This is a genomic window from Caballeronia sp. A2-2 (assembly GCF_057612605.2).
Window position 1 is genome coordinate 1,531,010 of the sequence record NZ_CM172588.1, and the last position, 24,656, is coordinate 1,555,665.

Sequence of the window (24,656 nt, forward strand, 5' to 3'; positions counted from 1 at the left end):
GCTCGCTCATGGACCGCTATCAGGCAATGACGACCTTCGTCACCGTGGTCGATACCGGCGGCTTCGCTTCGGCGGCGCGCAAGCTGGACGTGTCGCCTTCGGTGATCAGCCGCGTCGTGACCGAACTCGAAGAACTGCTCGGCGTGCGGCTGCTCACGCGCACCACACGCGTCGTGCGTCTGACCGAAGCGGGACGCGGTTATTTCGAGGATTGCCGGCGCATTCTCGGCGAGATCGATCAGGCGGAATCGTCGGCGGGCGGCGCGCATTCGTCGCCGCGCGGCATGCTCACGATCACCGCGCCGGTCATGTTCGGCCGCTTGCATGTCACGCCCATCGTGCTCGATTACCTCACGCGCTATCCCGAGGCCGACGCGAACTGCTGGTTCGTCGACCGCGTGGTGAATCTGGTGGATGAAGGCATCGACGTGGCCGTGCGCATTGCGTCGCTGCCGGATTCCACCTTGCAGGCGATTCCGGTCGGACACGTGCGGCGCGTGCTGTGCGCATCGCCTGCGTATCTGGAAGAACATGGCGTGCCCACGCATCCCGACGATCTCGCGAATCACACGCTCATCGCGACGTCCGGTTCGTCGTCGCCGACCGAATGGCGGCTCTACGACGAAGACCGGCAGATTCTCGTGCGCGAGCATCCGCGCCTCACCACGACCACCAACGATGCGGCGATCACGGCGGCCATCGCGGGCTTCGGCATCGCGCGGAACATGTCGTATCAGGTCGCGCCGCATGTGCAGGCGGGCACGCTCGTGCCGCTGCTCGAACGTTTCGAGCCGAAGCCGGTGCCGATTCACCTCGTGCATCGCGAAGGGCGGCATGTGACGCAGAAGGTGCGCGCGTTTCTCGATCTCGCTGTGGCAACGCTGCGCGCGGACGAATCGCTGAACTAATGTTGCGAGGTTTGCGCTAAACACTCGATGGCGACACGCATCGGCGAAACAAATCGTCCGAATCGAACGGACGTTAGGGCGCGCGCCGTGCAAAACGGCCGCAAACCATGCAACATAAGCGTCTGCGCCGGTTGTCCCGACCGGCATGTTTTCGGCTTAACAGACCTTCAACGGCTCACGCACCATGACGACTCAAACTTCTGCTGGCAACGAGCGCCCGCTCGACATGATCATCTTCGGCGGCGGCGGCGATCTGGCGGCGCGCAAGCTGCTGCCCGCGCTCTACATGGCGCACACGCACTGCAACCTGCCCGCCGACACGCGCATTCTCGCCATCGGCCGCAAGGACTGGACGCGCGAGGACTACCTCAAGAATTTCATGGAGGAGCAGTCGCGCCCGTTCATCGACAAGAACGCGTTCGATGCCCAGGCGTGGGACAAATTCCTCGCGCTGTTCGATTACGTGCGTGTGGATGTGGAAAATCCGTCGGACTTTCAGCGGCTCGCGCAGGCCGTGCGGCCCGATTCGCAGCGCGTGTTCTATCTTTCGACATCGCCGGAATTGTTCACGACGATCTGCGACAACCTCGCGGGCGCGGGCATCGTCGATCCGACGGCGCGCGTGGTGCTGGAAAAACCGCTCGGGCACGATCTGGCCTCGGCGCGCGCCATCAACGACGCGGTGGGCCGGCATTTCACGGAAGACCAGATTTATCGCATCGACCATTATCTCGGCAAGGAGACGGTGCAGAACCTGATGGTGCTGCGCTTCGGCAACGCGATTTTCGGGCCGCTGTGGCAGGCGCCGTATATCAAGAGCGTGCAGATTACCGTGTCGGAGACGGTGGGCGTGGGCAGCCGCGCGGGCTTCTACGATCACACCGGCGCGCTGCGCGACATGGTGCAGAACCATTTGCTGCAACTGCTGTGCATCGTCGCGATGGAGCCGCCTGTGTCGCTCGACCCGGACGCCGTGCGCGATGAAAAACTCAAGGTGCTGAAATCGCTGCGGCCGATGACGGTTGCCGATATCGCGCGCGATACCGTGCGCGGCCAGTATTCGGCGGGCGCGGTCGGCGGCGAGGCGGTGAAGGGTTATCTTCAGGAAGCCAACGTTCCGGCGGATAGCCACGCGGAAACTTTCGTCGCCCTGCGCGCGCAGATCAACAACTGGCGCTGGGCCAACGTGCCGTTCTTCCTGCGCACCGGCAAGCGCATGCAGAACCGCAGTTCGGAGATCGTCATCGACTTCGCGGACCTGCCGTTTTCGATCATCCCGAGCGGGCCGCGTCATTACGGCAACCGGCTGACCATTTCCTTGCAGCCGGAGGAATCCATCCAGTTGCAGATGATGGCGAAGGAACCCGGCAGCGGCATGCAGATGCAACCGGTCAACCTCAATCTCGATCTTCAGCAGGCGATGACGCAACGCCGCGCCGAAGCCTACGAGCGCTTGCTGATCGATGTGATTCGCGGGCGGCTGACGCACTTCATGCGCCGCGATGAATTGGAAGCGGCGTGGACGTGGGTCGAACCGATTCTCAACGGCTGGAAGGAACTGGGCGACAAGCCGCGTAGTTATACGGCAGGGACGTTCGGGCCGGCGGCTTCGTCGGCGTTGATGGCGCGGGAGAATCTGGCCTGGGCGGAAGAGGCGTAAGGTTCAGCGCGATGCGGTGGCCGCACGGTCACCGCATCGCCATTTGCGTTCTCGTCTTGCGCTGCGACCACGCCTTGGCCACCGCCATCACCCCCGCCAACACCACAATCCCGCCCAAAATCCCCGACAACCGCATCAACGCCGGCATCGGGTCCGACGACCAGTGATGGTCCTGCACGAACACCATCAAAAACGCGATGGTGAACTGCCGTCCCACATAACTCGCGCCCTGCGTGCCGGTTTGCACGTGACAGCCGAGCCACACGCCCACGCATAGCACGAGCATGCAGGCGAGCGCGTCATCGCCGAGCAAAGGCAGCAGCGCCAGGCTCACCGCGCCCGCCAGCAGACAACCGAGCACGCGCTGAACCATGCGCGTCGCGATCGGCTTGCGCGTGGGCTTGCCCAATGCCGATGCCGGCAGAATCAGCACCGCGATGGCCGTCACCAGCGCCTGCGCGAAGCCCGGCAAATTCCACGCATAAGCCAGCGATGCGAGGATCATCACCGCCCACGCGCATTGCCACGCCAGACGGCGGCGCATGACCTGCGCGGCGAGTTGCGCGCGGGCGGCGTGCGTGCCTTCGAGCGCGCGCACGGCTTGCGCGGCATCGGACGGCACGATGGCGACAACTTGCGGCGGCACGTTGCGGCCATCGACGCGATCGACGGTAGATGCCGCCTGCGCCACCGGCACCGGTGCCGCGCCGCGCGACTTGCGGTAATGCTGCACGCCCGCATGAAACAGCGCCGACACCGCGACGCTCGCCAACGTGCCGACGCCCACTTCCGCCACACGCAGCAACGCGAACGATGCCGTCGCCGCCGCCGACGCGAGTTCGTGCGCCTCGAACGTCACCATCAGCGACGTCACCGCGCCGAGCACCCACGCATAGCCCGCGTCCGACACCAGCGCGCGATACACCGACACGCCTGCAATCACCCCGAGCAACGGCACGAACAACCACGGCACATCGCCGATGACGGGACCGGCGACAGCGCCGATCAACGCACCCGCAATCGTTCCGAGCATGCGATGCACGCCGCGCTGGGCGCACGCGGAGAACTTCGACTGCATCACCGCGAAGCCGCTGATCGCCGCCCACCAGATGTTCTCCAGATGAAAAACGTAGGCCAGCGCCACGGCCAGCGCGACCGACAACATGGCTTGCGTGGCGAAGCGCGCCCGCGCCGCGCTGGGCCGGATCGCGACGAGTTCGCGTCCGAGGGCGAAGACGGCGTCGCGCACCGTGAAGGCAAGCGCGCCGAGTACGGCGGACGAATCCCGCATGAAAACGTGCGAGTCGAGCGGCGAAGTGTCGTTGGGTGGCATCGTGTCGGATTCGTAGGCGTCTGTTTGCAGACTAGACTCGGATCGCGCGCGACGCAAAGCACGAAAAAAATCGGCGTGCTGACAGTTGCAAAAGTGCGAATCGGTTGGCTTAGACGCGAGAGGTCAACAGGCGGATGCCCGCGGCGGCAAATACGAGCGCGAGGCAAGCATCCAGATAACGCTGGATGCGCGCATAGAAACGCCGGGCGCGCGCCATCGAGAACAGCGCGGCGTAACCGGAGAACACGCACACGCCAATGCACAGACAGCCCGCGACCACGGCCAGCATATGCGCCGGTCCTTGCCCCGCCGACGAACCGAGCGCCGCCACCGACATCCACACGAGAATCGCTTTCGGGTTGGTGAGATGCAAAAGCGCGCCGCGTGCGTAAAGCCGGCGAGCGCTCGGTTCATCGGCCATCGTCGCCGATGCGCGCACCGGCGGCCGCCACGCCGCGCGTCCCGACTTGAACGCGAGCCACAGCAAATACACGCCGCCCGCGATCTTCACCGCGACGAGAAAGCCCGAATACGCCGTCAGCACGGCGGACAGCCCGAGCGCCGCGAGCATCGCCCAGAAGAAGGAGCCGGACATGACGCCCGCCGCGAACGCGAACGCGGCGCGTCGTCCCGAGTGGCTGGCGATCGACATGATCGCGAGATTGCTCGGTCCGGGGCTGGCGGTGCCGACGAAATACGCCGACCACGCGAGCAAAAGATTGGCGCTGATGAAAGCGGGACTGGTCATGACGAAAAGGCTCCGTATGTCGATCCGCTATTCTCAACGAGCCGCGCCGCCGCGCACAGTCACGCTTCCGGCGCCTTTGAACAGGCCAGTCACGCCGTTATCTCACGTACTGTTCGATGCCTTCCGCCAGCGCATCGAACGTCACGCGGCAACGCGGGCTAGCGCGCAAGTCCTCGTGCATCGTGACCCACGTTTCCAGTTCGAGCGCGAACGCCTTGGGCAGCACGCGCACGAGGCCATCGCGGCGCGCGATCGCTTCATGACATCCGCCGATGCCCGCGCCCGCGCGAATCAGCGCGAGTTGTGCGAGATCGCTGTCGGCGCGCAGGGAAAACGTCGCGTGACGATAGCCGAGCACTTTGCGGCTCACGTCGCGAATGAACGCGTTCGGCTGGTCGTAGCCGATGACCGCGTGGTCCGCGAGCGCCGCCATCGTGCGCGGCGTGCCGTGCCGGTCGAGATACGCGCGCCGCGCATGCAGCCCGACGACGATCACGCCGATGCGCCGCGCGACAAGCTGCGCCTGACGCGGCCGCACCATGCGCACGGCGATATCGACCTCGCGCCTCAATAAATCCTGCACACGGTTGGACAACACGAGTTCGACGATCAAGCGCGGATGCCGCTCGCGCAACCCCGCGATGACCGGCGGCAGCACTTCCACGCCGACCACCTCGCTCGCCGATACGCGCACGACGCCCTGCACGCCTGCGCCGTTGGCGTCGGCATCGGCGTGGCCGCTGGCGGCGCGTTCGAGGGATGCCGCCGTGCTGTGCATCGCCTCGGCATGCGTGCGCAGCGCGAGCGCGACATCGGTCGGCTGAAGGCCGTTTTGCGAGCGCGTGAAAAGACTGACCTTCAGCGCGCGTTCGAGCGCTTCGACATGACGCCCCGCCGTGGGCTGCGTGATGCCGAGCGCACGCGCCGCGCCCGACAGCGAACCTTCGTTCACCACGGCGAGAAAGGTTCGATAAAGCTCCCAGCCGATGTTTTCTGCCATACGTTTTTGTATATCGGATCAACGATGTTCGGCAATTTTATTGTGACGGGAAAGCGCTGACAATGGGTTCATCGACAGCAACGGAGCGCGGAAAATGGAAACGGTTCTGGTACTCGGAGCAACGGGCGGCATCGGCGGCGAAGTCGCGCGGCAATTGCGCGATGCGGGCTGGCGCGTGCGCGGACTCAAGCGCGGCGCGGCAAAAGCGGATGCGCCTGCGGACAACATCGAATGGCTGCAAGGCGATGCGATGAACCCCGCCGACGTGGCGCGCGCGGCGCACGGTGCATCGGTGATCGTGCACGCGGTGAATCCGCCTGCCTACAAGCGCTGGGCCGACCTCGTGCTGCCGATGCTCGATAACACCATCGCGGCGGCGAAGGCGCAGGGCGCGACCATCGTGTTGCCGGGTACGGTCTATAACTTCGGGCCGGACGCGTTTCCCTTCATCGATGAAGATGCGCCTCAGCATCCCGTGACGAAAAAAGGCGCGATTCGCGTGGAAATGGAAGCGCGGCTGCAACGTGCGAGCGAGGAAGGCGCGCGCGTGCTGATCGTGCGCGCGGGGGATTTTTTCGGACCGCAGGCGGGCAACAACTGGTTCGCGCAAGGACTCGTCAAGCCGGGAAAAGCGGTGACGAAGATCGCGAATCCGAATGCGCGCGGCGTCGGGCATCAATGGGCGTATTTGCCGGACGTTGCGCGCACGATGGTCGAACTGCTCGCGCGCCGCGCCACGCTCGAACCATTCGCGCGCTTTCACATGGGCGGCCATTGGGACGATGACGGCACGCGCATGGCCGCCGCGATCCGGTGCGTGGTGGCGCGGCGCACGGGGCGCGAGCCGTCCATCGGCGGCTTTCCGTGGTGGATTCTGCCGTTCGCCGCGCCGTTCAACGAGACCTTCCGGGAACTCAAGGAGATGCGTTATCTCTGGAAAACGCCGGTGCATCTGAACGATGCGCGCCTCGTGCACACGCTCGGCCACGAACCTCACACGCCGCTCGATGACGCCATCGAAGCGACGCTCGTCGGTCTCGGCTGTTTGCCGCCTGTGTCCGCATCGTCCGATGCGATCAGCACGCGCCGGTTGCTGTGACAACGAAGCGCATTCGAAACGCGCTCTTCCCAGAAGCGCCAGTGCGGCGCCTTCGACCGTCCGACAACAATCAGATCCGCGTCCAGTTCACGCGCCGCTCGCGCGATCACGCGTGAGATCGTCATCCCGCTTTGCAGATCGATGGTGATGCACGCGCCATCGATTTCGGCCTTGCGGATCGTTTCGAGCGTGCGCTGCATGAGCCGGTTCGCCTCCTGCTCGATATAAGCGAGCGTGCGCCCGCAGTCGCTTTCGATCGATGCCGTCGCCCACCACGGCAAACGGTCGACCACATGGAGCGCGGTCAGGCGCGCATGGTTTTCGCGAGCGCGCTCGATCGCGGCGTTGAGCGCCGTTTCGCTGTAACCCACGCCGACGGCAACCAGAATGTGCTTGTTCATGATGTCCTCTCCCGCTCGTGCTTGTGTTTGTCCGTGCCGTACACGGGCGAACGATTCGTTGGTCGTTTCGCGACACCGTCACTGGATAAGCCGCGTCGCTTCAGGCTTGCAGTGTTTGGCATGGCTCGTGCATAAGAATCAGCGTCACGCCGCACTGCCTGCCACTGGGTGGCGTGTCCGGGCCGGCGCCTTCGTGTGCCGGCCCGTTTTTCTATGCTTAAAGGCCGGTGCGCGGGTCGTAAGGACGCGCCGCGTGATGCGCCACGTTTTCGAACTGCGGACGCATGGCATCGCTGAAAATCTTCTTTTGCTGATCGTTCAGGCTGTTGTAGAGCTTGAGCCATGACTTCGCCGATTGTTCGGGTAACTGAGCATCTTGTTGCTCGGTTTTTTCGTGAGCGGCGTGAAGCGCGGTCAGGTCGAGGATCGGTTGCTTGAGCATGGCGTCGGTGCGCTGCTGCATCTGATCGGCGTTCATGCGCTCGGCGGCGTGACTGTCGCGCATGGTATCGAGGGCGGCTTGCCACTGCACTTCCTGATTGGCATTGAGGTTCAACTGATCGTGCAACTGACGGATATTGAGCTTTTGCACCTGAAGCATGGTGTCGTTGTCGGACGGCACGTTCTGCGCATACGCGGGTGCCGTGCCGAACGCGAACGACGAAGCGGCCACGGCCGCGAGCAGCATGTACGACACTCCGCGCAGCGATTTCTTCGGTGCCTTCGTTTGAGCGATGTTCATTTCGATTCCCCTTCCGCTGTTGTCGGCCGCTCTGCGATGAGGTCCTTTGACTTCGTCGTGCAACCATGAGGACGAAGTTTAGGGAGGGGAAGTTAGGGGAGAATGAGCGCGAAGAACAACAAAACGCGTCAGTGATAGTCGTCTTCGAGTTGATGACGAAACGCGAGGATGGTGACGGTCGTGTCGTTGTCGATCTCGAACAACGCGACATAGCCTGCGGAACCGAATGGGACGATCAACTCGCGCAGAAAAGGATTCGCAGCGTCGGCTTTCTTGCAGGAGAAAGGGAATTGCTCGAGGGCTGTGACGGCGTCGCGCATTACCTTTAACGCGTGCTCGGCCGTGTTCGGTTTGCGTAGACGTATGAGATCTTCCCGCGCTGCCCGCGTGTATCGAACGTTGAAACTCAATCACGACCTCGCTTCGATCTTGCTGTTTTCAGCATGGCTTCGAGTTCCGCATGCACGTCATGCGCCTCGAAATACTCGCCGGTGCTTCGGGCTTCGTCGCGGGAAGCCAGTCCTCGCGCGATGAATTCTTTCTTTAGCTGCCGTCGTGCGAGCGTGTCACGCAGCGCAGATTCCATGAACGATGAAAGCGTTTCGCTTTCGCCGAGCACGTCTTCCACGGCCTGTCGGAACTCCGGTTCGACGCGAAGTGCGGGAAAAGTCGCGGTCTTCATATGCGCTCCTGTTGTATTGCAACTGCGATGCATCATAGCATCGGCACTGAAATTCGACCACGCTCCCGAAAACCCTCACCCTCCCGAACATCCTCACCTTTTACGCCGTGCGCTATCCTGCCGAAGCCATCCATCGATAAGAAAAGGAGCCTTCACATGCCGCTCAGCGCTTCCAAAACACCGACGCCGCATCCGCCGCAAGGTCTCACGCCGACGCACGAGCAAATCGTCAAGCATCTGCGCCACGCAAGCGCGATTGCCGAGCGGGCGACTTTGCTTGGGCATCATCCGTTCGGGGCGATACTCGTCGGTCCCGATCAGGAAACGGTGCTCATGGAGCAAGGCAATGTCGATACGGTGAATCACGCCGAGTCCGTCCTCGCGCGCGTCGCCGCGATGAACTTCACGCCGGAGTTTCTCTGGGGCTGCATGCTGTACACATCGGTCGAGCCGTGCTGCATGTGCGCGGGAACAGCCTATTGGGCGAACATCGGGCGCGTGGTGTACGGGCTGACCGAAGCGCGGCTGCTGGAGGCCACCGGCAATCACGCTGAAAATCCGACGATGAGCGTGTCGTCGCGCTACGTGTTCGACCATTGCCAGAAGCCCGTCGAATTGATCGGACCGATTGACGATGTGGAAGAAGAAGTGCTGCGCGTACAGCGCGCCTTCTGGGCCGCACGCTAAATGGAATCCGCATCATGCGTTTCGTTCATGCATGAATGGAGATCATCCTTCTCATGAACATCCATCGTTTGTCTTCTGCGTGCGTCGGCGCGACCATATGGATAACGAAGCGCGCGGCTCCGCGATGCGCGCTCCATCGACCCGACAAACTCAGGAGACCGTCATGAGCGATGTGCTCGACAAACCCGCCGCCGAAACCGATTCGATCGTCCAGCAAGGAAAGGTTTCGATTTATCAGCCGACGCAAGAAGGCTTGATTTTTCCCGAACTGCCGCAATTCAAGAATGTTGCCGAGCATCGTCAGTATTTGAAGGAGCATCTGGTCGCCGCGTGCCGTGCGTTCGCGCTGCAAGGCTTCGATTATGGCTTCGCGGGCCATCTGACCGTGCGTGATCCGGAGAATCCCGGCCTGTACTGGACGAACCCAATGGCCATCCATTTCAATCAGGTGAAAGTGTCGAACCTGATTTGCGCGGATCACGAAGGCACGGTTGTCGAAGGCAATCATGCGATCAACCGCGCGGGCTTCGTGCTGCATGCGGCGGTTCACGAACTGCATCAGGACATCGTGGCGATGTGCCATGCGCACACGGTTTATGGGACCGCGTTTGCATCCCTTGGCAAACCGCTGTTGCCGATCTCACAGGATGCCTGCGCGTTTTTCGAGGATCACATCGTGATCGGCGATGAAGCAGGCAAGGTCGCCGTCGAAGTGAAAGGCGGCAACAAGGTCGCCAACGCGTTCAAGGGCGTGAAGGCCGCCATTCACCAGAATCACGGGCTGCTCACCGCGAGCCGTCATAGCATCGACTCGGCGGCGTTTTGGTTCATCGCACTCGAACGATGCTGCCAGCAGCAATTGATGATCGAGCAGACCGGCATCACGCCGAAGCTGGTCACCGAAGATCGCGCGCGGTATAGCCGCGAGCACGTGGGCAGCGATTACATCGGCTGGCTGCATTTTCAGACGATCTGGAACGATCTGGTCGCGACGCAACCGGACATGTTCGACTAGATCGTGTTGAGCATGGCCAGCGCCGTTTCCTGAAGCGGCGCCAACACACGCGCGAGCGCCGCCTCGCGCGTTTCCTTTCCTATCGGCATGTTCACGGACAGTGCCGCCATCACTTGCCCTTGCCGGTTCTTGATCGGCACCGCGACGCCCCGCACACCCATCTGCAACTGCTGCTCGATCTCGACGTAACCATCCACGCGCGCCTGCCGGATCTTCTCGTAGAGCGTGTCCTTGTTGGTGATGGTGAGCGGCGTGAACGGCCGGAATTCGATCGCGTCGAGCCAAGCCCGCACCGCAGCCTCCTCCTTGTAAGCCAGCATGGCGATGCCGCCCGACATCAGCGCCGCCGGCACGCGCGCGCCGAGCACAAAGCCCGTGCTCATGACCCGCGACGACCCGTTCCGCGCGATGATCACCAGATCCCACTCATCCAGCACGCTCACATACACCGACTCGTGAATCTGCGCGCTCAACTGCTGTAAGTACGGCTGCACGATGCGCGGCAGCCGCGCCGAATCGAAATACGACCAGCCGACCCGCAGCACGCGTGGCGTGAGGTTAAAGAGCTTGCCATCCGTCTGCACGTAGCCGAGATGCGCAAGCGTCAGCAAATACCGTCGCGCTGCGGTGCGCGTCAGACCGGTGCGCGTGGCGGCCTGCGTCGGCGTCATGCGCGCGTGCTGATCGTCGAAGGCTTCGAGGATCGCCAGACCCTTCTCCAGACCGGCAATCCAGTCACGTTTGTCGAGTGCAGGTTTAGTCATGCTGACGTGCTTGTTTAGTTATGGAACGCGGCTTGTTTCGGAACGGTAGCAAAGTCATCTGCTAGTGCTAACCCCCAAAGTGATCGATGATCGAACATCTCCGTCCGATTATCGCGCAAACTATGTCATAAAACGTTGATGAAAGGGAGCGGCGCTTTTATTCTCCAATCACCCCTGAGCGACGCGTATTCCGGCCCGACCGAATGCCTAGCCGCTCGGCCACGAGCGGTCCGCATCGGCGGCGAGACGTGGCAACAAGATCTCAAGACTTCATTCGATAACCCATATTCGGAGACATCTATGGCTAGCCTCAAGGAAGACGCGCACGGCGGCCGCCAGGCGAAGAAGGCGACGGCGAGCGGCTGGATCGGCTCGGCGCTCGAGTATTACGACTTCTTCATCTACGCTCAGGCGGCAGCGCTCATTTTTCCCCAACTGTTCTTCCCGTCGGGCAATCCGAAAGTGGCGATCGTCGCATCGCTGGCGACTTACGGCGTGGGTTATGTCGCGCGCCCCATCGGCGCATTCGTGCTGGGTCACTTGGGCGACACGCACGGCCGTAAGAACGTTCTGCTGATCTGCATGTTCCTGATGGGTTTCTCGACGATGGCGGTCGGCCTCTTGCCGACGTACAGCAGCGTCGGCATGCTGGCTCCGGCCTTGCTCGTGGTGCTGCGTCTGGTTCAGGGCTTCGCGGTGGCCGGTGAAATCTCCGGCGCGAGTTCGATGATTCTCGAACACGCCCCCTTCGGACGACGCGGCTACTACGCGAGCTTCACGCTGCAAGGCGTGCAGGCCGGCCAGATTCTCGCCGCCGCCGTGTTCCTGCCGCTCGCCGCGTTCATGCCAGAAGACCAGTTCAACGCATGGGGCTGGCGCATTCCGTTCCTGCTCTCGGCGTTCGTGCTGATCGCGGGCTACATCATCCGGAAGGAAGTGCATGAAACGCCGGCGTTTTCTGCCGAAGGCGCGCATGGCGATCTGCCGAAGTCGCCGATCAAGGAAGCGTTCGCCAACAGCACGCCCGACATGATCCGCGTCGTCTGCATGGCGCTGATGAACGTGATCCCCGTGGTCGCGACGATCTTCGGTGCGGCGTACGCGGTGCAGGCTTCGTATGGCATCGGCTTCCACAAGAGCGTGTATCTGTGGATTCCGGTGGTCGGCAACATTCTCGCCGTGCTGGTGATTCCGATCGTCGGCAATCTGTCGGACAAGATCGGCCGCCGCATGCCGATGATGGTCGGCTCGATTCTCGCGGGTCTGCTGTCGTTCGGTTATCTGTATGCGATCAGCATCCGCAACGTGCCGCTTGCCATCGTGGCGTCGCTGCTGATGTGGGGCGTCGTGTATCAGGGCTATAACGCGATCTTCCCGAGCTTCTTCCCCGAACTGTTCCCGACGCGTTCGCGTGTCTCGGCGATGGCGATTGCACAGAACATCGGCACGACCATCACGGCGCTCTTGCCCGCGCTGTTCGCCGCGGTCGCGCCGCCGGGATCGACCAACATCTGGCTGACGGTAGGCGCGATTGCGTTCGGCGTGACGATCATCGCGACGATTGCGGCTTACTCGGCGCGTGAGACGTACCGTGTCCGGCTGAACGATCTGGGCAAGCCAGATGCCGTGCCGATGACCGAGCAGGAATACGAACGGTTGCGCGCCGATTCGATCTCGGACGGCAAGGTAGCCAAGGCGCACGCCTGAACGATTTTCACGCGAGTGTTGGAGTGTTTGAAGGGCCCTTCGGGGCCCTTTTTTTGGGTGGTCAGTTCGGCGTGCGAGATGTCGAAGAAGCGGATCAGAGTGTTGGCACGGCCCAATCGTAGACTTCCTGGGCGAGTTGCGCCTGAGACGACAAACTGACCACACGAAAGCCATCACGCTCAAGCTTCCATGCCTGCTCGTCGATCACATCGACGATATTTGCATAGTCTCGGGCGTCAATAAGCTGCTCCTCTGGCAAGAGCAGAAAAAGCCCTGCGTCGCTAAGTCCGCGTATTCGCGCGTACGTCGTCAAATCGCGGCTCGATTTCAACACGTTCAACTCTACTGATTGAACGCTCTTATAAACCGCCGAAATCACGCTGCCGCAAGCTCTTGATGTCCTTAGATTGAAGTCAAGATGATGTTTTATTCCATTGTCCTCGATCAGCATTCCTGTCGTGCTTCCACCCTCGACCACGATCTTCTCGTAGTCCATCTGTGCAATACGTTTCAGTTCCTCGTTGACTAACGCCCGCGCGCGTGGTGTATCGATGGATACGAATGGGGCGGTCGAGGACTTTGCATGAGGAGCCATCGCTATCAAATCGGCGAACAACCGCTCGACGCTCGCCTCGCAATCATCGCCCGAGGTGTACGCGGGCGTAGACAAGCGCAGCATGTCGGAGTCAAAGGTCACTGAGGCCAAAGGAACTTGCCTTTGAGCAGCTATTCGCAGCGACTCCTCCGCATGGGTCATCACCTCTCGAATAAGAGGCAATGGAAACCGGCGTCCGTAGATGCAATCGAACTTTTTGAAATCATCGAGGAGCTTGAAATGTAGCCGTTCTCCATTTGGCTGCACAACCACGCCTACGCTGAAGGACTGAGGGACGAACACGTCCGGTTGCAACTCCACCGTACTCCAGGCGCCAGTGAAAGCCGGAGCGGGAACTGGGCTCGCCAGACCAGCCAGATGTTCGAAATTCGCGTTGTCACCGAAGACAGATGAGTTCATGCGATCACCCCGATCTCATTAGCAAGCCAGCCGGATCGCGATCGAAAGCTCAGATAATCCATGATGGACTGACTGAGACCGGAACCAGCGTTCGGATACAGCGTGTTGATCAGCGATTCCAGATGTCCACGAACCGAAGCAAGGCCGGTCTCGTGATTCCTCGAAGACACAGCCAATTGAACGTTAAACGATTTCAGGTCATTCGGGGAGAGATGTTCTTTCGCCTCGTCAATCAGACTGCGACGTGCGTAAGACGTGCCCGTTGGAACCCAAAGCAGATCATGAAGCAAGGTCTCGTGGTCAATTGCAATATAGCCGCCAGCGCTTGTGCGAATGACATTTCCATAATTGCGATCTTGGTTGTCGGTCCATAGATCGAAGGCAGCAATCGCCCGAACATCTTTGCTATGCAGACAATGTCGCCGCGCCAACCAGAAACTCCACTTGTGTACTTGCCTGAGCGTTTTACCGACAGCGATGTCCGTGCACCAGCCAGCACATACCTTATGGCCTTTCGTCCAGACAGGAAGGGACATACATTCACGCAGCCGATCGAGAGGAACGAGGACAATCGCCCCGAAGGACGTCACCGGAACATTAACCGATGCCGCGAGCGCCCAACCGACCGCCTCACACAAGAGAGCGGGCGTGCCGGGTTTGAGCAACTTGACGTAGCAACTGTGCAACTTTCCATTCGTATCGGCAACGGTGGCAAGGTGCGTGGTCAAGTTTATGCCCGATGAATTCGGAACACCGCGAAACTCACGCCACGCGGATGGGCTTAAAATCGGTACGATCATCGGGTACTACCTCTCAGAACTTTTGTTGTTCAACAGACTGTGGATGGCCGCCTTTTATAGCAAAGCAATTTAGCATATGACCGATTGAGAGCCGGTTCGTATTTGATGTTCTTTGTAAAGGATGCCTATTCAATGTATTTGGTCCTTGCGTTTTCACCATAGATGCTTCTGCACAAGAGCTTTGCATGACTTCATAGCGTGATTCTTATGCCTCAGCACCCTATCGACTTCACAGTCTCACGCCCGACAACCGCTCGCATATCCCGATGAATTCATCCTGCATCGCTTCATCGCGCGCGGCGCGGTCGCAGTCGCGTTCGCGCATGTGGAAGAAGTAGCGGCCCGATACGCGCGCCGCGTCGTCATCGCTGATGGCGAGCCACGCTTGCGTGCGATGCGCCTGATCCAGATCGTCCGGCGCCGATGCACCGCCCATCTTCGTCGGCACCCAGCCGGGTTCCAGCGCATTCGACAACACATCCGGCCAGCGACGCGCGACGGCCAGCGCCAGCAGCACGTCCATGAACTTGCTCTCCGCATACGCCTGCGAGCCGTTCCAGCGCCGCCGCTTCCATTCGACATCATCGAGTTCGGCACGCGAACCGTGATGCATGCCCGAGCTGAGATACACGAGCCGCGCCGGACGCGCGATCAATGCCGTGAGCACAAAAGGCGCAAGCACATTGACCGCGAACACATGCGGCAAGCCATCGACCGTTTCGATGCGACGCGGCTCGCGATACCCGACGCCTGCGTTATGAATCACCGCATCGAAATGTCCGAGACGGTTGATTTGCCCGGCGACGTCGCGCGTTTCTTCGATGCTCGCCAGATCGCCGACAACCACCGCCTCCGCGTCCGGCAACGCGCGCCGCGTGTCATCCGCGCGTGCCTCACTGCGCGCATGAAGCACGACATCGTGACCCTGTTCGATCAACAACCGCCCCGCCATCAAACCCAATCCATCCGCCGATCCCGTGATGAAAACGCGCGCCATGTCCGCCTCCATTGATTGCGTCCGTTACGAAAACGAATTGTGCGCGTACCTTGGAGACTTCGCGATAACATCAATGCCATTTCATCGATGACGCGGAGGCATGAATGGCGGGCTTCAACGAACGCATTCTGAATGGCATCAGCGTGTTCGCGGCCATCGTCGATGCAGGCACGTTCGCCGCCGCCGGCGAGACGCTCGGCATGTCGCAGCCGGGCGTGAGCCGCGCCATCGCACGACTGGAAGCGCGTCTGAAGATTCGTCTGTTCGATCGCACCACGCGCACGGTTTCACTCACCGACGATGGCCGTCGTTTCTTCGAACAAGTCATGCCACATCTCGCGGGACTGGAGGAAGCGGCGGCGACCGCTTCGGGTGGCGCAACTGCTGTGCGCGGGCGTTTGCGCGTGAATGTCGATCCGATATTTTCGCGGCTCTTGCTCGGGCCGCGTCTCGATGCATTCCTGAACGCGCATCCTGAACTCGAACTGGAGTTGCTCACACGCGACCGGCTCGGCGACATGATCGCGGATGGTTTCGACCTGGCGGTACGCTTCGGCGAGCCGCGCAGTTCGAGTCTCGTTGCGCGCAAGCTGCTCGATACGCCGGTGCGCACGGTCGCCGCGCCTTCGTATCTGAAACGACGCGGACGTCCCGCCACGCCGCAAGCGCTGGCAAGCGACGCGCATACATGCATCGAGTTTCGCGATCCCGAAACGGGACGGCCTTACGCGTGGGAGTTTCATCGTAAGCGCAAGCAGATCGTCGTCGATACGCGCGGCAAGCTTACGCTGAACGATCCGGGCACGATGCTGAGCGCGTGTCTGTCGGGCTATGGCATCGCGCAGATATTGGAACTGGGACATGCGCATCTGATCGACGAAGGACGGCTCGTCGATCTCTTTCCCGACTGGCCCGACGAACGCTTTCCGCTCTATGCGTTTCATCCGTCGCGGCATCATCCGCCCGCTAAAACACGGGCTTTTCTCGATCTTGTGATCGCTTTAACGGACGGATGATACGCACGCAACTTACAGCGTCACGGTCTGCTGCTTGCGCGCACTTTCGATGATGGCCGCCAGCGTCGCCGCGTTATCCAGGCTCGTCTGCTTGTAATACTCGATGGCTGCATCGTCATGCGTCTTCACGATGCGCGCGAACGTCTCGGCGGCGAAGTAAAAGCCGCTGCCCGTTTCCGCTTCCACCGCTTCGAACGGCAAGGTATTGGCGATACCACGCCGCACGCGCAACTGACTCGGCAAGTAGCCATACGGATGCCCTTGCGTCTGCGTGCTCGTGTGATTCAGATACTCGGTGTCGATGGTGCCCTGCGTGCCGACGATGGTCGCGAAGCGATGGTTCGCGCCATCCATCGCGCAGGAGAGTTGCGCGCGACGGCCATCGGAATAGACGAGCGTCGCCATGAGCGCGATATCGACATCGCTGTCGGCCCAGTTCGCGACCGCGTGCACGCTCAGCGGCGCGCTGCCCATCACCAGACGAATCAGGCTCAGCGGATAGCTGCCTGCATCGAGCAACGCGCCGCCGCCGAGTTCCGGCTTCATGCGAATGTTCGTGCCGGGATTGGGCACGGTGAAGCCGAAGTTCGCCTGAATGCTGCGCACGTTGCCGATGGCGCCTTCGCCGAGCAGCGTCATCATCGCGGCGGTTTGCGGCTGGAAGTAATACGGGAAGGCTTCGAGCAACATCACGCCGTGGCGTTCGGCTGCATCGAACATGCTTTCGGCTTCCGCGCGACTCAGCGCGAGCGGCTTTTCGCAGAGGATATGTTTGCCCTGCTCCGCCGCCTTGATCGCCCATTCGGCATGCAGACTGTTGGGCAAGGGAATATAAACGGCGTCGATTTCCGGGCTGGCGAGCAGCGCTTCGTAACTGCTGAACCACTTGCCGATGTCGTTCGATTCGGCAAACGCCTTCGCGCTCTCCTCGCTGCGGCTGCCGACCGCGACGATGCGCACGTTCTCGCTCGGCCTCACGTCGCGCGTGAATTGACGAGCGATGTTCGCGCCGCCGAGCACACCGATACGCAAGGGCGACGAAGCTGGATTCGTGGACAAGACAGGCTCCTTTTTTAACGAGATGGTTAACGCAACGTACCACAACATTTGCACGTTGCCGTATCGATGATTGCCCCGATGCTGACGAAACCCTTGCGCACATCCAAAGGTGAGGGTTTGCGGGATCGACGGGTTCGGACGGATGCGCGCTTCAGAAAACCCCCTAAAACAAGGCACTTTTGCATTATTGCACCGACAGGTGAAGCGCCAAAGGTGAGGGTTTTCGGGACTTTCGCCTCGTGCCGTCGAAATCTCTTGAAAAAGTTGCGTATCGCAACTAAATTAACGAACGACACCACGCGGGAGATTTCATGGACTTCGCCGACCAAACCATCCTCGAACTGCGCGAGTTCTCGCGCAGGCTCGTGCGCGAACTGGGCTTCATGCGCAACACGCTTGCGGACAGCGGGCTTGCGCCTTCAGCGGTGCACGCGATCATCGAAATTGGCGCGACGCCGGGCATTCAGGCGCGCGATCTCGCCAACATTCTCAGGCTCGATAAATCCAACGCGAGCCGGCAAATCGCGCGGCTGGAATCGACGGGACTCGTGACGCGGCAAACATCGAGCGATGACGGGCGTTCTTCCGAGTTGTATCTCACGGCGGCGGGTCAGAGGTTGCGCAAGAAGATCGACAAGTTCGCGACCGATCAGGTTTCGGATGCGTTGCGCCGTCTCGTGCCCGAAGATCAGCAAGCGCTCGTGCGTTCGCTTGGGCTTTATGCGGATGCACTCGCGCAAGGCCACGGGCACGCTGCCGCGCGGCCTGCTTCAAACGCGCAAGTGGTGGAAGGCTATCAGCCCGGCTGCATCGGCGATATCGCGAGTCTTCATGCGCGCTTCTATGCGCAACATGCAGGCTTCGGCGTGTTCTTCGAACGCAGAGTGGCAAGTGAACTTGCGACGTTCGCGGCATCGCTGCCTGCCAAGGGAAAAGCGCTTTGGCTCGTGATGGAAAACGAGCGCACGCTCGGGTCGCTCGCCATCGATGGCGACAGCAAGACACGCGTGGCGCATCTGCGCTGGTTCATCATCGACGATGCGTTGCGCGGTGCGGGCATGGGCCGCGAACTCATGTCACGCGCGATGGCTTTCGTCGATGAGCATTACGACGAAACGTATCTCGATACCTTCGCGAGTCTGAACGCGGCGCGCCATCTGTATGAATCGTTCGGGTTCGAACTAACGGAACAGGCTGAAGGCGATCAATGGGGAACAAAGGTGATGGAGCAGCGCTTCACGCGTCCTTCGACACAACGTTGAAGCACTGCTTTTGCTCAAAGGTGAGGTTTTTCGGGACCACGCAAAACGCGCCCTCAATCGAGCGTTTCTCTTGAACGCTCGCGCATGAACGCCACCGCGATCACACTCAACACGCCGCACGCGATCACATACCACGCAGGCGCCAACACGTTCTTCGTGATGACGATGAGCGTGGTCACGAAGAACTGCGCGAATCCGCCGAACACCGCGACGCCCAGGCTATACACGATGGCCGCGCCCGTCGCGCGCACGGAGCGCGGGAAGAGTTCGCCGAGCATCGCGCCGACCGGGCCGACGTTGAGCGCATGCACGATCGACAACGCGGTGACCACGCCAAGCAAGGTCGATGTCGTAGGCCGCGCGTTCAACAGCACGAAGGCCGGATAGATGGCGAGCATCAGCAGGACGCGCGTGGTTTGCGCAAGACGATTGCGTCCAATATGGTCCGACAACCAGCCGCCCACCGGCGCGATGAAAAACAGAATCGCGCCGGACACACAGCCGGAGAGCATCGATGTCCAGCCCGGCAAGCCGAGCGTCTTCACGCCATAAATCGACAGATAGAACACGATGATGAAGTGCGCCGATGTCCCGCCAATCGTGAGTCCAAGTCCGGTGAGCACGGCGCGCGAGTGTTCGCGCAATACCGTGAACAGCGGAATCTTCGGAGCGCTTTTTTTCACGGGCAAGGTTTCCACGCGCGGCGCTTCGTCCATCGTGCGACGCAGCCACCAGCCGACCGGCACGATCGCGGTGCCGATGATGAACGGCACGCGCCATCCCCATCCTTCGAGTTGCGCGGACGAAAGCGATGCGCTCAACGCCACGCCCGTCAATGCGCCCGCGAGCGCGGACAAGCCCTGACTGGCGAACTGCCACGATGCATAGAAGCCGCGACGGTTCGCGGGCGCCTGTTCCAGCAACAACGTGGTCGATGCCCCGACCTCACCGCCAGCGGCAAACCCTTGAATCAATCGCGCGATGACCAGCAACACCGGCGCTGCGATACCCGCCTGCGCGTAGGTCGGCGCGACGGCGATCATCGCGGTGCCGAACGCCATCAGGCCGAGCGTGAGCAGCATCGCCTTCTTGCGGCCGGCGCGGTCGGCGTACATGCCGATCAGCAATCCGCCGATGGGCCGCGTGAAGAAGCCCACGCCGAAACTCGCGACCGCGAGCAACAACTGGCCGACGGCGTCATCGACGGGAAAGAACAGCTTGCCGATCACGAGCGCGAAGAACGCGTACACCGTGAAGTCGTAGAACTCGAGCGCGTTACCGACCGATGCAGCCGCGATCAGCCGCACCCGCGCCGCGCCGCTGCGATGAGTCGAAGTGGCCGTCGTCGTGGCCGCGATGGTGGACGTGTTCATTCGGTGCCTCTCAGGCGTTGGTCAGTCCGCGAGCCACGCTTCCGCGAGGCGCACCCAGTAACTCGCGCCGATGGCGAGAATCTCGTCGTTGAAGTCGTAGCCGGGGTTGTGCACCATGCAACCGCCCTTGCTGCCGACGCCGTTGCCGATCCACGCGTAGCTGCCCGCGCACGCTTCGAGCATGAAGGCGAAGTCTTCGCTGCCCATCAGCGGCGCGGCGGCGGGATCGACGCGTTGCGCGCCGAGCATTTTCGTGGCGACATCGGTGGAAAACGCGGTGGGTTCGGCGTGGTTCACGAGCACCGGATAACCCATTTCGTAATCGACTTGCGCGGTGCATCCGTAAGCAAGCGCCTGCGCGTTGGCGAACGCGGTGATGCGCTCCTTCAGTTGCATGCGCACCTCGGGCGCAAGCGCGCGCACAGAGAGCTTCATCAACGCGGAATCGGGGATGACGTTGCACGCGTCGCCCGCCTGCACGCTGCCGACGGTGACGACCGCGGACTTCTGCGCATCGACCTCACGCGCGACGATGCTGTTCAGCCCGAGCATGATGGACGCGACCGCCGGCATCGGATCGCATGCGCGATGCGGCATCGCGCCGTGTCCGCCGAAGCCGCGCACGGTGATGTTCACGCGATCCGACGACGCCATGCCCGGCCCCGGACAGAAGAACATGTCGCCCGCAGGCAGACCCGGCATGTTGTGCAGACCGAAAACGGCATCGCAGGGAAAGCGTTCGAACAGGCCGTCTTCGATCATGGCGCGCGCGCCCGCCTCGCCTTCCTCGGCGGGCTGAAAAATCACGATGAGCGTGCCGGAAAACTGCCGCGATTCGGCAAGATAGCGCGCGGCGCACAGGAGCATCGCGGTGTGGCCGTCGTGGCCGCATGCGTGCATCGTGCGGGCGTGTTTGCTGGCGTAGGGCAAGCCGGTGGCTTCCTCGATCGGCAGCGCGTCCATGTCGGCGCGCAGGCCGATTCGCTTCGTTCCATCGCCCTGCATGAGCACGCCGACCACACCCGTCTTGCCGATGCCGCGATGCACGTCGTATCCCCACGCTTCGAGCGATTGCGCGACGAGTTCGCTCGTCGCCCGCTCTTCGAACGCGAGTTCGGGATGCGCGTGGATGCGTCGCCGGACATCGACGAACTCAGGCGCGATAGCGGCGATGCCGGGAATGACAGGCTCGACTGACAGCATGAAGGCTCCTTGGCTCAAAGCGGAAACGGGTTGCTCCAAGCATAAAAAGCCATAAGGCAAACCAAAAGACAGTAAATTGAGCGCGTGCATTCTTTTGGTTGTCGGCGAAAACCCTAGGTCGCTTATGAGCATGAAATATCATCAGTTGCGCGCGTTTCTTAGTACGGCCGAACAAGGCAGCATTCGTGCGGCTGCGCGAAGTTTGCATTTGTCGCAGGCCGCGCTGACGAAGGCGATCAAGGAACTCGAACAGGATCTCGGCGTGCCGCTTGTCGTTCGAACGGCGCGCGGCGTGCAGTTGACTGCCTTCGGTCAGCAATTGCGCGTGCGGGCGCATCTGATCGTGAGCGAAATGCGGCGCGCGGAGGACGACATCGCGCAGATGAAGGGCGCGGGCGGCGGCAGCGTCAGCGCGGCGATCACGCCGACCGCCGCGCTTTCGGTGCTTCCACAGGCGTACCGCGCATTCAGGCGGCAGATGCCGGATGCGCGCGTGAGCTTTATCGAAGGCTTTCCGGGCGTCGCCATGCCGCGTCTGCGCGATGGCTCGCTCGACTTCGTGGTGGCCGTGGTCGTGCCGGAAAACCTTTCGCCGGAGTTCGATCACATCGAGCTATACGAAAGCCGGTCGGTGATCGTCGGGCGCGCGCATCATCCGCTGAAGGATTGCACGCGTCTGGCCGAACTGAGCGATGCGGAATGGCTGCTCAACCCGTCGCCGGAAAGCTCGACGCAAGCGCTGCTCGATTCCTACGCCGAACGCGGTTTTGTCGTGCCAGCGCGGGTGATCGAATGTCCGAGCTTCGTCATTGCCCACGGGCTGCTGCGCGGCTCGGACGCGGTCGCCGCGATGCCAGCGTCCTTGCTCGCGCATCCGTGGGTGGGCGAAGGGCTGGCGGTGTTTCCGATTGCCGATCCGCTGCCAGCCGTGTCGGTGCGGGTCGTGACCCGGCGCGATAGTCCGTTGACTCCCGCCGCGACGCTCTTTCTCGACTGTCTGAAACACGTCGCGCGCGCCCATCTGACGGCAATCAGGTAATCAAATGTAACTTTCGGACGTCATACATCCGAATTATTTATCGTTGCGCTAAATGAAAGTTTTTGATTAAGTAATGACGTGTGGTCGATATTTCATTGCTTCCCAAGCTTTTCTTAGTGTCCTAGACTCATGAAACAGAAACGTAATAGTTCTCTGTTTCCCCAATCTGGGTCTCGCTTTTGTAGTTCGATCTCGATGTCCGGCATTTTTTTATTTTTTTTGCCGCCTTCGTTATGACGGACCACCGGGCTTTTTCAACGCCCGGCATCAATTTGGACGCCGTGAAGATACTAATAGCGAACACTCTATATTTTCCAGATCAGGTCGGAGGCGCTGAAGTTTCCACGCAGCTTCTGGCAGAGGGACTGGTCAAGGCAGGAATGGAAGTCTGCGTGGTGTGTGCGACCGGAACGGGCACCGATCGTGTCGACGTGCTGAACGGCGTGAAGATTTATCGTTTGCGCTCGGCCAATTTGTACTGGCCCCACGGTCCTGGGAAACACTCGCGCGTGGCGAAACTGCTTTGGCATGCCATCGACGTGTGCAACATCGTCATGTCGCGCAAGCTCTCCAACATCCTGGAAAACGAGAAACCAGACGTCATACATACAAGCAATCTGGCTTGTCTATCCATTGACCTCTGGAGAATAGCGCGTCGGGCAGGAATACCGATCGTTCATACCGCGCGTGATTATTACCTGATGTGCCCGACCGCAATCATGTTTTCCAATGGAAAAGCGTGTGAGCGTCAATGCGGATTATGTTCGGTCTATTCGCAGCCTAAACGCGTGGCATCCGCGCGTGTTGAAGTCGCAGTTGGCGTAAGCCGTTTCGTGCTCGATAAACATCTGGAAAGCGGATTCTTTTCGGAAGCCACGCGCACGGCTGTCATCAGCAATTGCTTCGTGCCGTTCGGCGAAGCGCCGCCCGCCGTGCGCGCGCGACGCTATACGGGCGGCCCGGTCAGGCTCGGCGTGCTCGGACGCGTGTCGCAGGACAAAGGGCTGGAAGTGCTGCTCGAACAACTGCTCGCCGATGACACGCTCGATTGGACACTCGCGATCGGCGGTGGCGGCAATCAGGATTACATCGACAGCCTCAAGGCGAAGTTCGACGATCCGCGTGTCGAGTTCCTCGGGCGCGTGAAGCCGGGCGCGTTCTTCGAAAGCATCGATATTCTCGTGGTGCCTTCGGTGTGGCACGAGCCGTTCGGGCGCGTGACGGTGGAAGCGTATTCGTATGGCGTGCCGGTCGTCGGCGCGAACACGGGCGGCATTCCCGAAGTGATCGAGCCGCGCTCGAATCTCGTGTTCGATATTCATCGGCCGCATACGCTCATCGGCAAACTGCGTGAGGCCATCGCCCTGCTCCTGGAACCGAGTGTGCATGAACGCATGCGCGAACAAGCGGCGCGCTTCAATGTCGATGCGATGGTCAGTTCGTACATCGATGTCTATCAAAGCGCGCTCGGCCGACGATCGAGCCTGGCGTGTGAAAGCCTGCCGCTCGGCGCTGCATCCGAATGACGATGCGGCGTCGGCTCAGAACTTCAGCCTGAGCATGAACCCGATGGTGAACGGCAGATCGCTCGACGGAATCGGCGGAATGAGGATGATGTTCGCGCCGACGCGTTTGTAGTCGAGCATGATGAGCGGCGCAGCCACCGGCCCCACCGTGTGGTTGTGGCCGAATCCGTAGCTGCCGTAGTCGTAGCCCGAGATGAGGCCGGCCATCGCCGCAAGGCGGATGTGGTTCCAATGCAGGAAGTCCGGTCCCCACACGCCGCCGCCGTAAAACGACGGCTTCGACAGCGAGTTGCGGAAGTAGCCGCCCGTCACCGCCCATTGCGGCGCGACCCAGCATTCCGCGCCGATCCCCGGATTGAACTGCTCGAAATCCTTGTCGGGATGCACGTGATGCGAGGCGATCATCGCATCGAGCCAAAGCCCGTCGGAACACCATGCCGCGTGTGCCGCGGGCGCGGTCGATGCAGCCAGCGCGAGCAAACCTGCGCGCATCAAACCAAACCATGAACGCATGTCTTCTCCGGCCTCGCCTCCGCGCTGCCGCCTTTTTGAGATGTGATCGACGCGAACTCTACCTGATCGCGACAGTGTCGTGTGACGAAACGAAAAGATCGTGACGC

General features: G+C 61.4%; 25 protein-coding genes. 10 read left to right on the top strand and 15 right to left on the bottom strand.

Annotation, left to right across the window (positions count from 1 at the left end; all coding sequences use genetic code 11):
- Positions 1–8 precede the first annotated feature (8 nt).
- A complete protein-coding gene (locus tag ACZCWR_RS23355) occupies positions 9–908 on the top strand; it encodes a LysR family transcriptional regulator (RefSeq protein ID WP_487304787.1) in 900 nt (299 codons plus the stop codon).
- A 184-nt stretch (positions 909–1,092) separates the two neighbouring features.
- On the top strand, positions 1,093–2,568 hold the full coding sequence (gene zwf, locus ACZCWR_RS23360; protein WP_487303983.1) for a glucose-6-phosphate dehydrogenase: 1,476 nt from the start codon (positions 1,093–1,095) through the stop codon (positions 2,566–2,568).
- A 28-nt stretch (positions 2,569–2,596) separates the two neighbouring features.
- Here the strand turns inward: zwf and ACZCWR_RS23365 are convergent, their stop codons facing one another.
- From ACZCWR_RS23365 to ACZCWR_RS23375, 3 genes are all read right to left on the bottom strand, one after another.
- The gene (locus tag ACZCWR_RS23365) at positions 2,597–3,859 is read right to left on the bottom strand and encodes an FUSC family protein (protein ID WP_487304788.1); all 1,263 of its coding nucleotides are present in this window, start codon (positions 3,857–3,859) and stop codon (positions 2,597–2,599) included.
- A gap of 151 nt (positions 3,860–4,010) precedes the next feature.
- A complete protein-coding gene (locus ACZCWR_RS23370; RefSeq protein ID WP_487303984.1) occupies positions 4,011–4,649 on the bottom strand; it encodes a LysE family translocator in 639 nt (212 codons plus the stop codon).
- Between the two features lie 97 nt (positions 4,650–4,746).
- The gene (locus ACZCWR_RS23375; RefSeq protein WP_487303985.1) at positions 4,747–5,649 is read right to left on the bottom strand and encodes a LysR family transcriptional regulator; all 903 of its coding nucleotides are present in this window, start codon (positions 5,647–5,649) and stop codon (positions 4,747–4,749) included.
- A gap of 94 nt (positions 5,650–5,743) precedes the next feature.
- On the opposite strand from ACZCWR_RS23375, the gene ACZCWR_RS23380 reads away from it, so the two are divergent.
- Complete coding sequence (locus tag ACZCWR_RS23380; protein ID WP_487303986.1) at positions 5,744–6,748, top strand: NAD-dependent epimerase/dehydratase family protein; 1,005 nt, start codon at positions 5,744–5,746, stop codon at positions 6,746–6,748.
- Here ACZCWR_RS23380 and ACZCWR_RS23385 read toward each other — a convergent pair.
- The 4 genes from ACZCWR_RS23385 to ACZCWR_RS23400 all read right to left on the bottom strand — a co-directional run bounded on the left by ACZCWR_RS23385 (position 6,643) and on the right by ACZCWR_RS23400 (position 8,573).
- Positions 6,643–7,149 carry a universal stress protein gene (locus tag ACZCWR_RS23385; protein WP_487303987.1) on the bottom strand — a complete coding sequence of 169 codons (507 nt, stop codon included), beginning with the start codon at positions 7,147–7,149 and terminating at the stop codon, positions 6,643–6,645. The two genes, ACZCWR_RS23380 and ACZCWR_RS23385, sit on opposite strands and share 106 nt — an antisense overlap.
- Before the next feature lie 217 nt (positions 7,150–7,366).
- Positions 7,367–7,891: a Spy/CpxP family protein refolding chaperone gene (locus ACZCWR_RS23390; protein ID WP_487303988.1), complete on the bottom strand. Its 525-nt coding sequence runs from the start codon at positions 7,889–7,891 to the stop codon at positions 7,367–7,369.
- 128 nt (positions 7,892–8,019) lie between these two features.
- Entirely contained in the window at positions 8,020–8,301 is a 282-nt protein-coding gene (locus tag ACZCWR_RS23395) for a type II toxin-antitoxin system RelE/ParE family toxin (RefSeq protein ID WP_487303989.1), read from the bottom strand.
- A complete protein-coding gene (locus tag ACZCWR_RS23400; protein ID WP_487303990.1) occupies positions 8,298–8,573 on the bottom strand; it encodes a YlcI/YnfO family protein in 276 nt (91 codons plus the stop codon). The genes ACZCWR_RS23395 and ACZCWR_RS23400 overlap by 4 nt, the downstream gene beginning before the upstream one ends.
- Positions 8,574–8,729: 156 nt before the next feature.
- Here ACZCWR_RS23400 and ACZCWR_RS23405 point away from each other — a divergent pair, with 156 nt between their 5' ends.
- Both ACZCWR_RS23405 and ACZCWR_RS23410 read left to right on the top strand, forming a co-directional pair.
- Positions 8,730–9,260 (top strand): nucleoside deaminase, encoded by a 531-nt coding sequence (locus ACZCWR_RS23405; protein ID WP_487303991.1) that lies wholly within the window; start codon positions 8,730–8,732, stop codon positions 9,258–9,260.
- A gap of 163 nt (positions 9,261–9,423) precedes the next feature.
- Positions 9,424–10,275 (top strand): class II aldolase/adducin family protein, encoded by an 852-nt coding sequence (locus ACZCWR_RS23410; RefSeq protein ID WP_487303992.1) that lies wholly within the window; start codon positions 9,424–9,426, stop codon positions 10,273–10,275.
- Here the strand turns inward: ACZCWR_RS23410 and ACZCWR_RS23415 are convergent.
- Positions 10,272–11,039 (bottom strand): IclR family transcriptional regulator domain-containing protein, encoded by a 768-nt coding sequence (locus ACZCWR_RS23415; RefSeq protein ID WP_487303993.1) that lies wholly within the window; start codon positions 11,037–11,039, stop codon positions 10,272–10,274. The genes ACZCWR_RS23410 and ACZCWR_RS23415 overlap by 4 nt on opposite strands.
- A gap of 300 nt (positions 11,040–11,339) precedes the next feature.
- On the opposite strand from ACZCWR_RS23415, the gene ACZCWR_RS23420 reads away from it, so the two are divergent.
- Positions 11,340–12,746: an MFS transporter gene (locus tag ACZCWR_RS23420; RefSeq protein WP_487303994.1), complete on the top strand. Its 1,407-nt coding sequence runs from the start codon at positions 11,340–11,342 to the stop codon at positions 12,744–12,746.
- A 94-nt stretch (positions 12,747–12,840) separates the two neighbouring features.
- On the opposite strand, the gene ACZCWR_RS23425 is transcribed toward ACZCWR_RS23420, so the two are convergent.
- The 3 genes from ACZCWR_RS23425 to ACZCWR_RS23435 all read right to left on the bottom strand — a co-directional run bounded on the left by ACZCWR_RS23425 (position 12,841) and on the right by ACZCWR_RS23435 (position 15,558).
- On the bottom strand, positions 12,841–13,761 hold the full coding sequence (locus tag ACZCWR_RS23425) for a hypothetical protein (protein WP_487303995.1): 921 nt from the start codon (positions 13,759–13,761) through the stop codon (positions 12,841–12,843).
- Positions 13,758–14,561 carry a hypothetical protein gene (locus tag ACZCWR_RS23430; RefSeq protein ID WP_487303996.1) on the bottom strand — a complete coding sequence of 268 codons (804 nt, stop codon included), beginning with the start codon at positions 14,559–14,561 and terminating at the stop codon, positions 13,758–13,760. Before ACZCWR_RS23430 ends, ACZCWR_RS23425 begins: the two co-directional genes overlap by 4 nt.
- Positions 14,562–14,790: 229 nt before the next feature.
- On the bottom strand, positions 14,791–15,558 hold the full coding sequence (locus ACZCWR_RS23435; protein WP_487303997.1) for an SDR family NAD(P)-dependent oxidoreductase: 768 nt from the start codon (positions 15,556–15,558) through the stop codon (positions 14,791–14,793).
- A 104-nt stretch (positions 15,559–15,662) separates the two neighbouring features.
- On the opposite strand from ACZCWR_RS23435, the gene ACZCWR_RS23440 reads away from it, so the two are divergent.
- Positions 15,663–16,574: a LysR substrate-binding domain-containing protein gene (locus ACZCWR_RS23440; RefSeq protein ID WP_487303998.1), complete on the top strand. Its 912-nt coding sequence runs from the start codon at positions 15,663–15,665 to the stop codon at positions 16,572–16,574.
- A 12-nt stretch (positions 16,575–16,586) separates the two neighbouring features.
- On the opposite strand, the gene ACZCWR_RS23445 is transcribed toward ACZCWR_RS23440, so the two are convergent.
- Positions 16,587–17,633, bottom strand: coding sequence for a Gfo/Idh/MocA family protein (locus ACZCWR_RS23445; RefSeq protein WP_487303999.1), 1,047 nt, complete (start codon positions 17,631–17,633; stop codon positions 16,587–16,589).
- 311 nt (positions 17,634–17,944) lie between these two features.
- Here ACZCWR_RS23445 and ACZCWR_RS23450 point away from each other — a divergent pair, with 311 nt between their 5' ends.
- On the top strand, positions 17,945–18,895 hold the full coding sequence (locus tag ACZCWR_RS23450; RefSeq protein ID WP_487304000.1) for a GNAT family N-acetyltransferase: 951 nt from the start codon (positions 17,945–17,947) through the stop codon (positions 18,893–18,895).
- A 53-nt stretch (positions 18,896–18,948) separates the two neighbouring features.
- On the opposite strand, the gene ACZCWR_RS23455 is transcribed toward ACZCWR_RS23450, so the two are convergent.
- Together ACZCWR_RS23455 and ACZCWR_RS23460 are read right to left on the bottom strand one after the other, a co-directional pair.
- Positions 18,949–20,268, bottom strand: a complete 1,320-nt coding sequence (locus ACZCWR_RS23455) for an MFS transporter (RefSeq protein WP_487304001.1) — start codon at positions 20,266–20,268, stop codon at positions 18,949–18,951.
- A gap of 21 nt (positions 20,269–20,289) precedes the next feature.
- Positions 20,290–21,471 carry a M20 aminoacylase family protein gene (locus ACZCWR_RS23460; protein ID WP_487304002.1) on the bottom strand — a complete coding sequence of 394 codons (1,182 nt, stop codon included), beginning with the start codon at positions 21,469–21,471 and terminating at the stop codon, positions 20,290–20,292.
- Positions 21,472–21,601: 130 nt separating this feature from the next.
- Between ACZCWR_RS23460 and ACZCWR_RS23465 the strand changes: the two genes are divergently transcribed.
- Both ACZCWR_RS23465 and ACZCWR_RS23470 read left to right on the top strand, forming a co-directional pair.
- On the top strand, positions 21,602–22,510 hold the full coding sequence (locus tag ACZCWR_RS23465; RefSeq protein WP_487304003.1) for a LysR substrate-binding domain-containing protein: 909 nt from the start codon (positions 21,602–21,604) through the stop codon (positions 22,508–22,510).
- A gap of 380 nt (positions 22,511–22,890) precedes the next feature.
- Positions 22,891–24,036, top strand: coding sequence for a glycosyltransferase family 4 protein (locus ACZCWR_RS23470; RefSeq protein ID WP_487304004.1), 1,146 nt, complete (start codon positions 22,891–22,893; stop codon positions 24,034–24,036).
- Positions 24,037–24,051: 15 nt separating this feature from the next.
- On the opposite strand, the gene ACZCWR_RS23475 is transcribed toward ACZCWR_RS23470, so the two are convergent.
- Positions 24,052–24,549: a hypothetical protein gene (locus tag ACZCWR_RS23475; RefSeq protein ID WP_487304005.1), complete on the bottom strand. Its 498-nt coding sequence runs from the start codon at positions 24,547–24,549 to the stop codon at positions 24,052–24,054.
- Between the last annotated feature and the right edge of the window lie 107 nt (positions 24,550–24,656).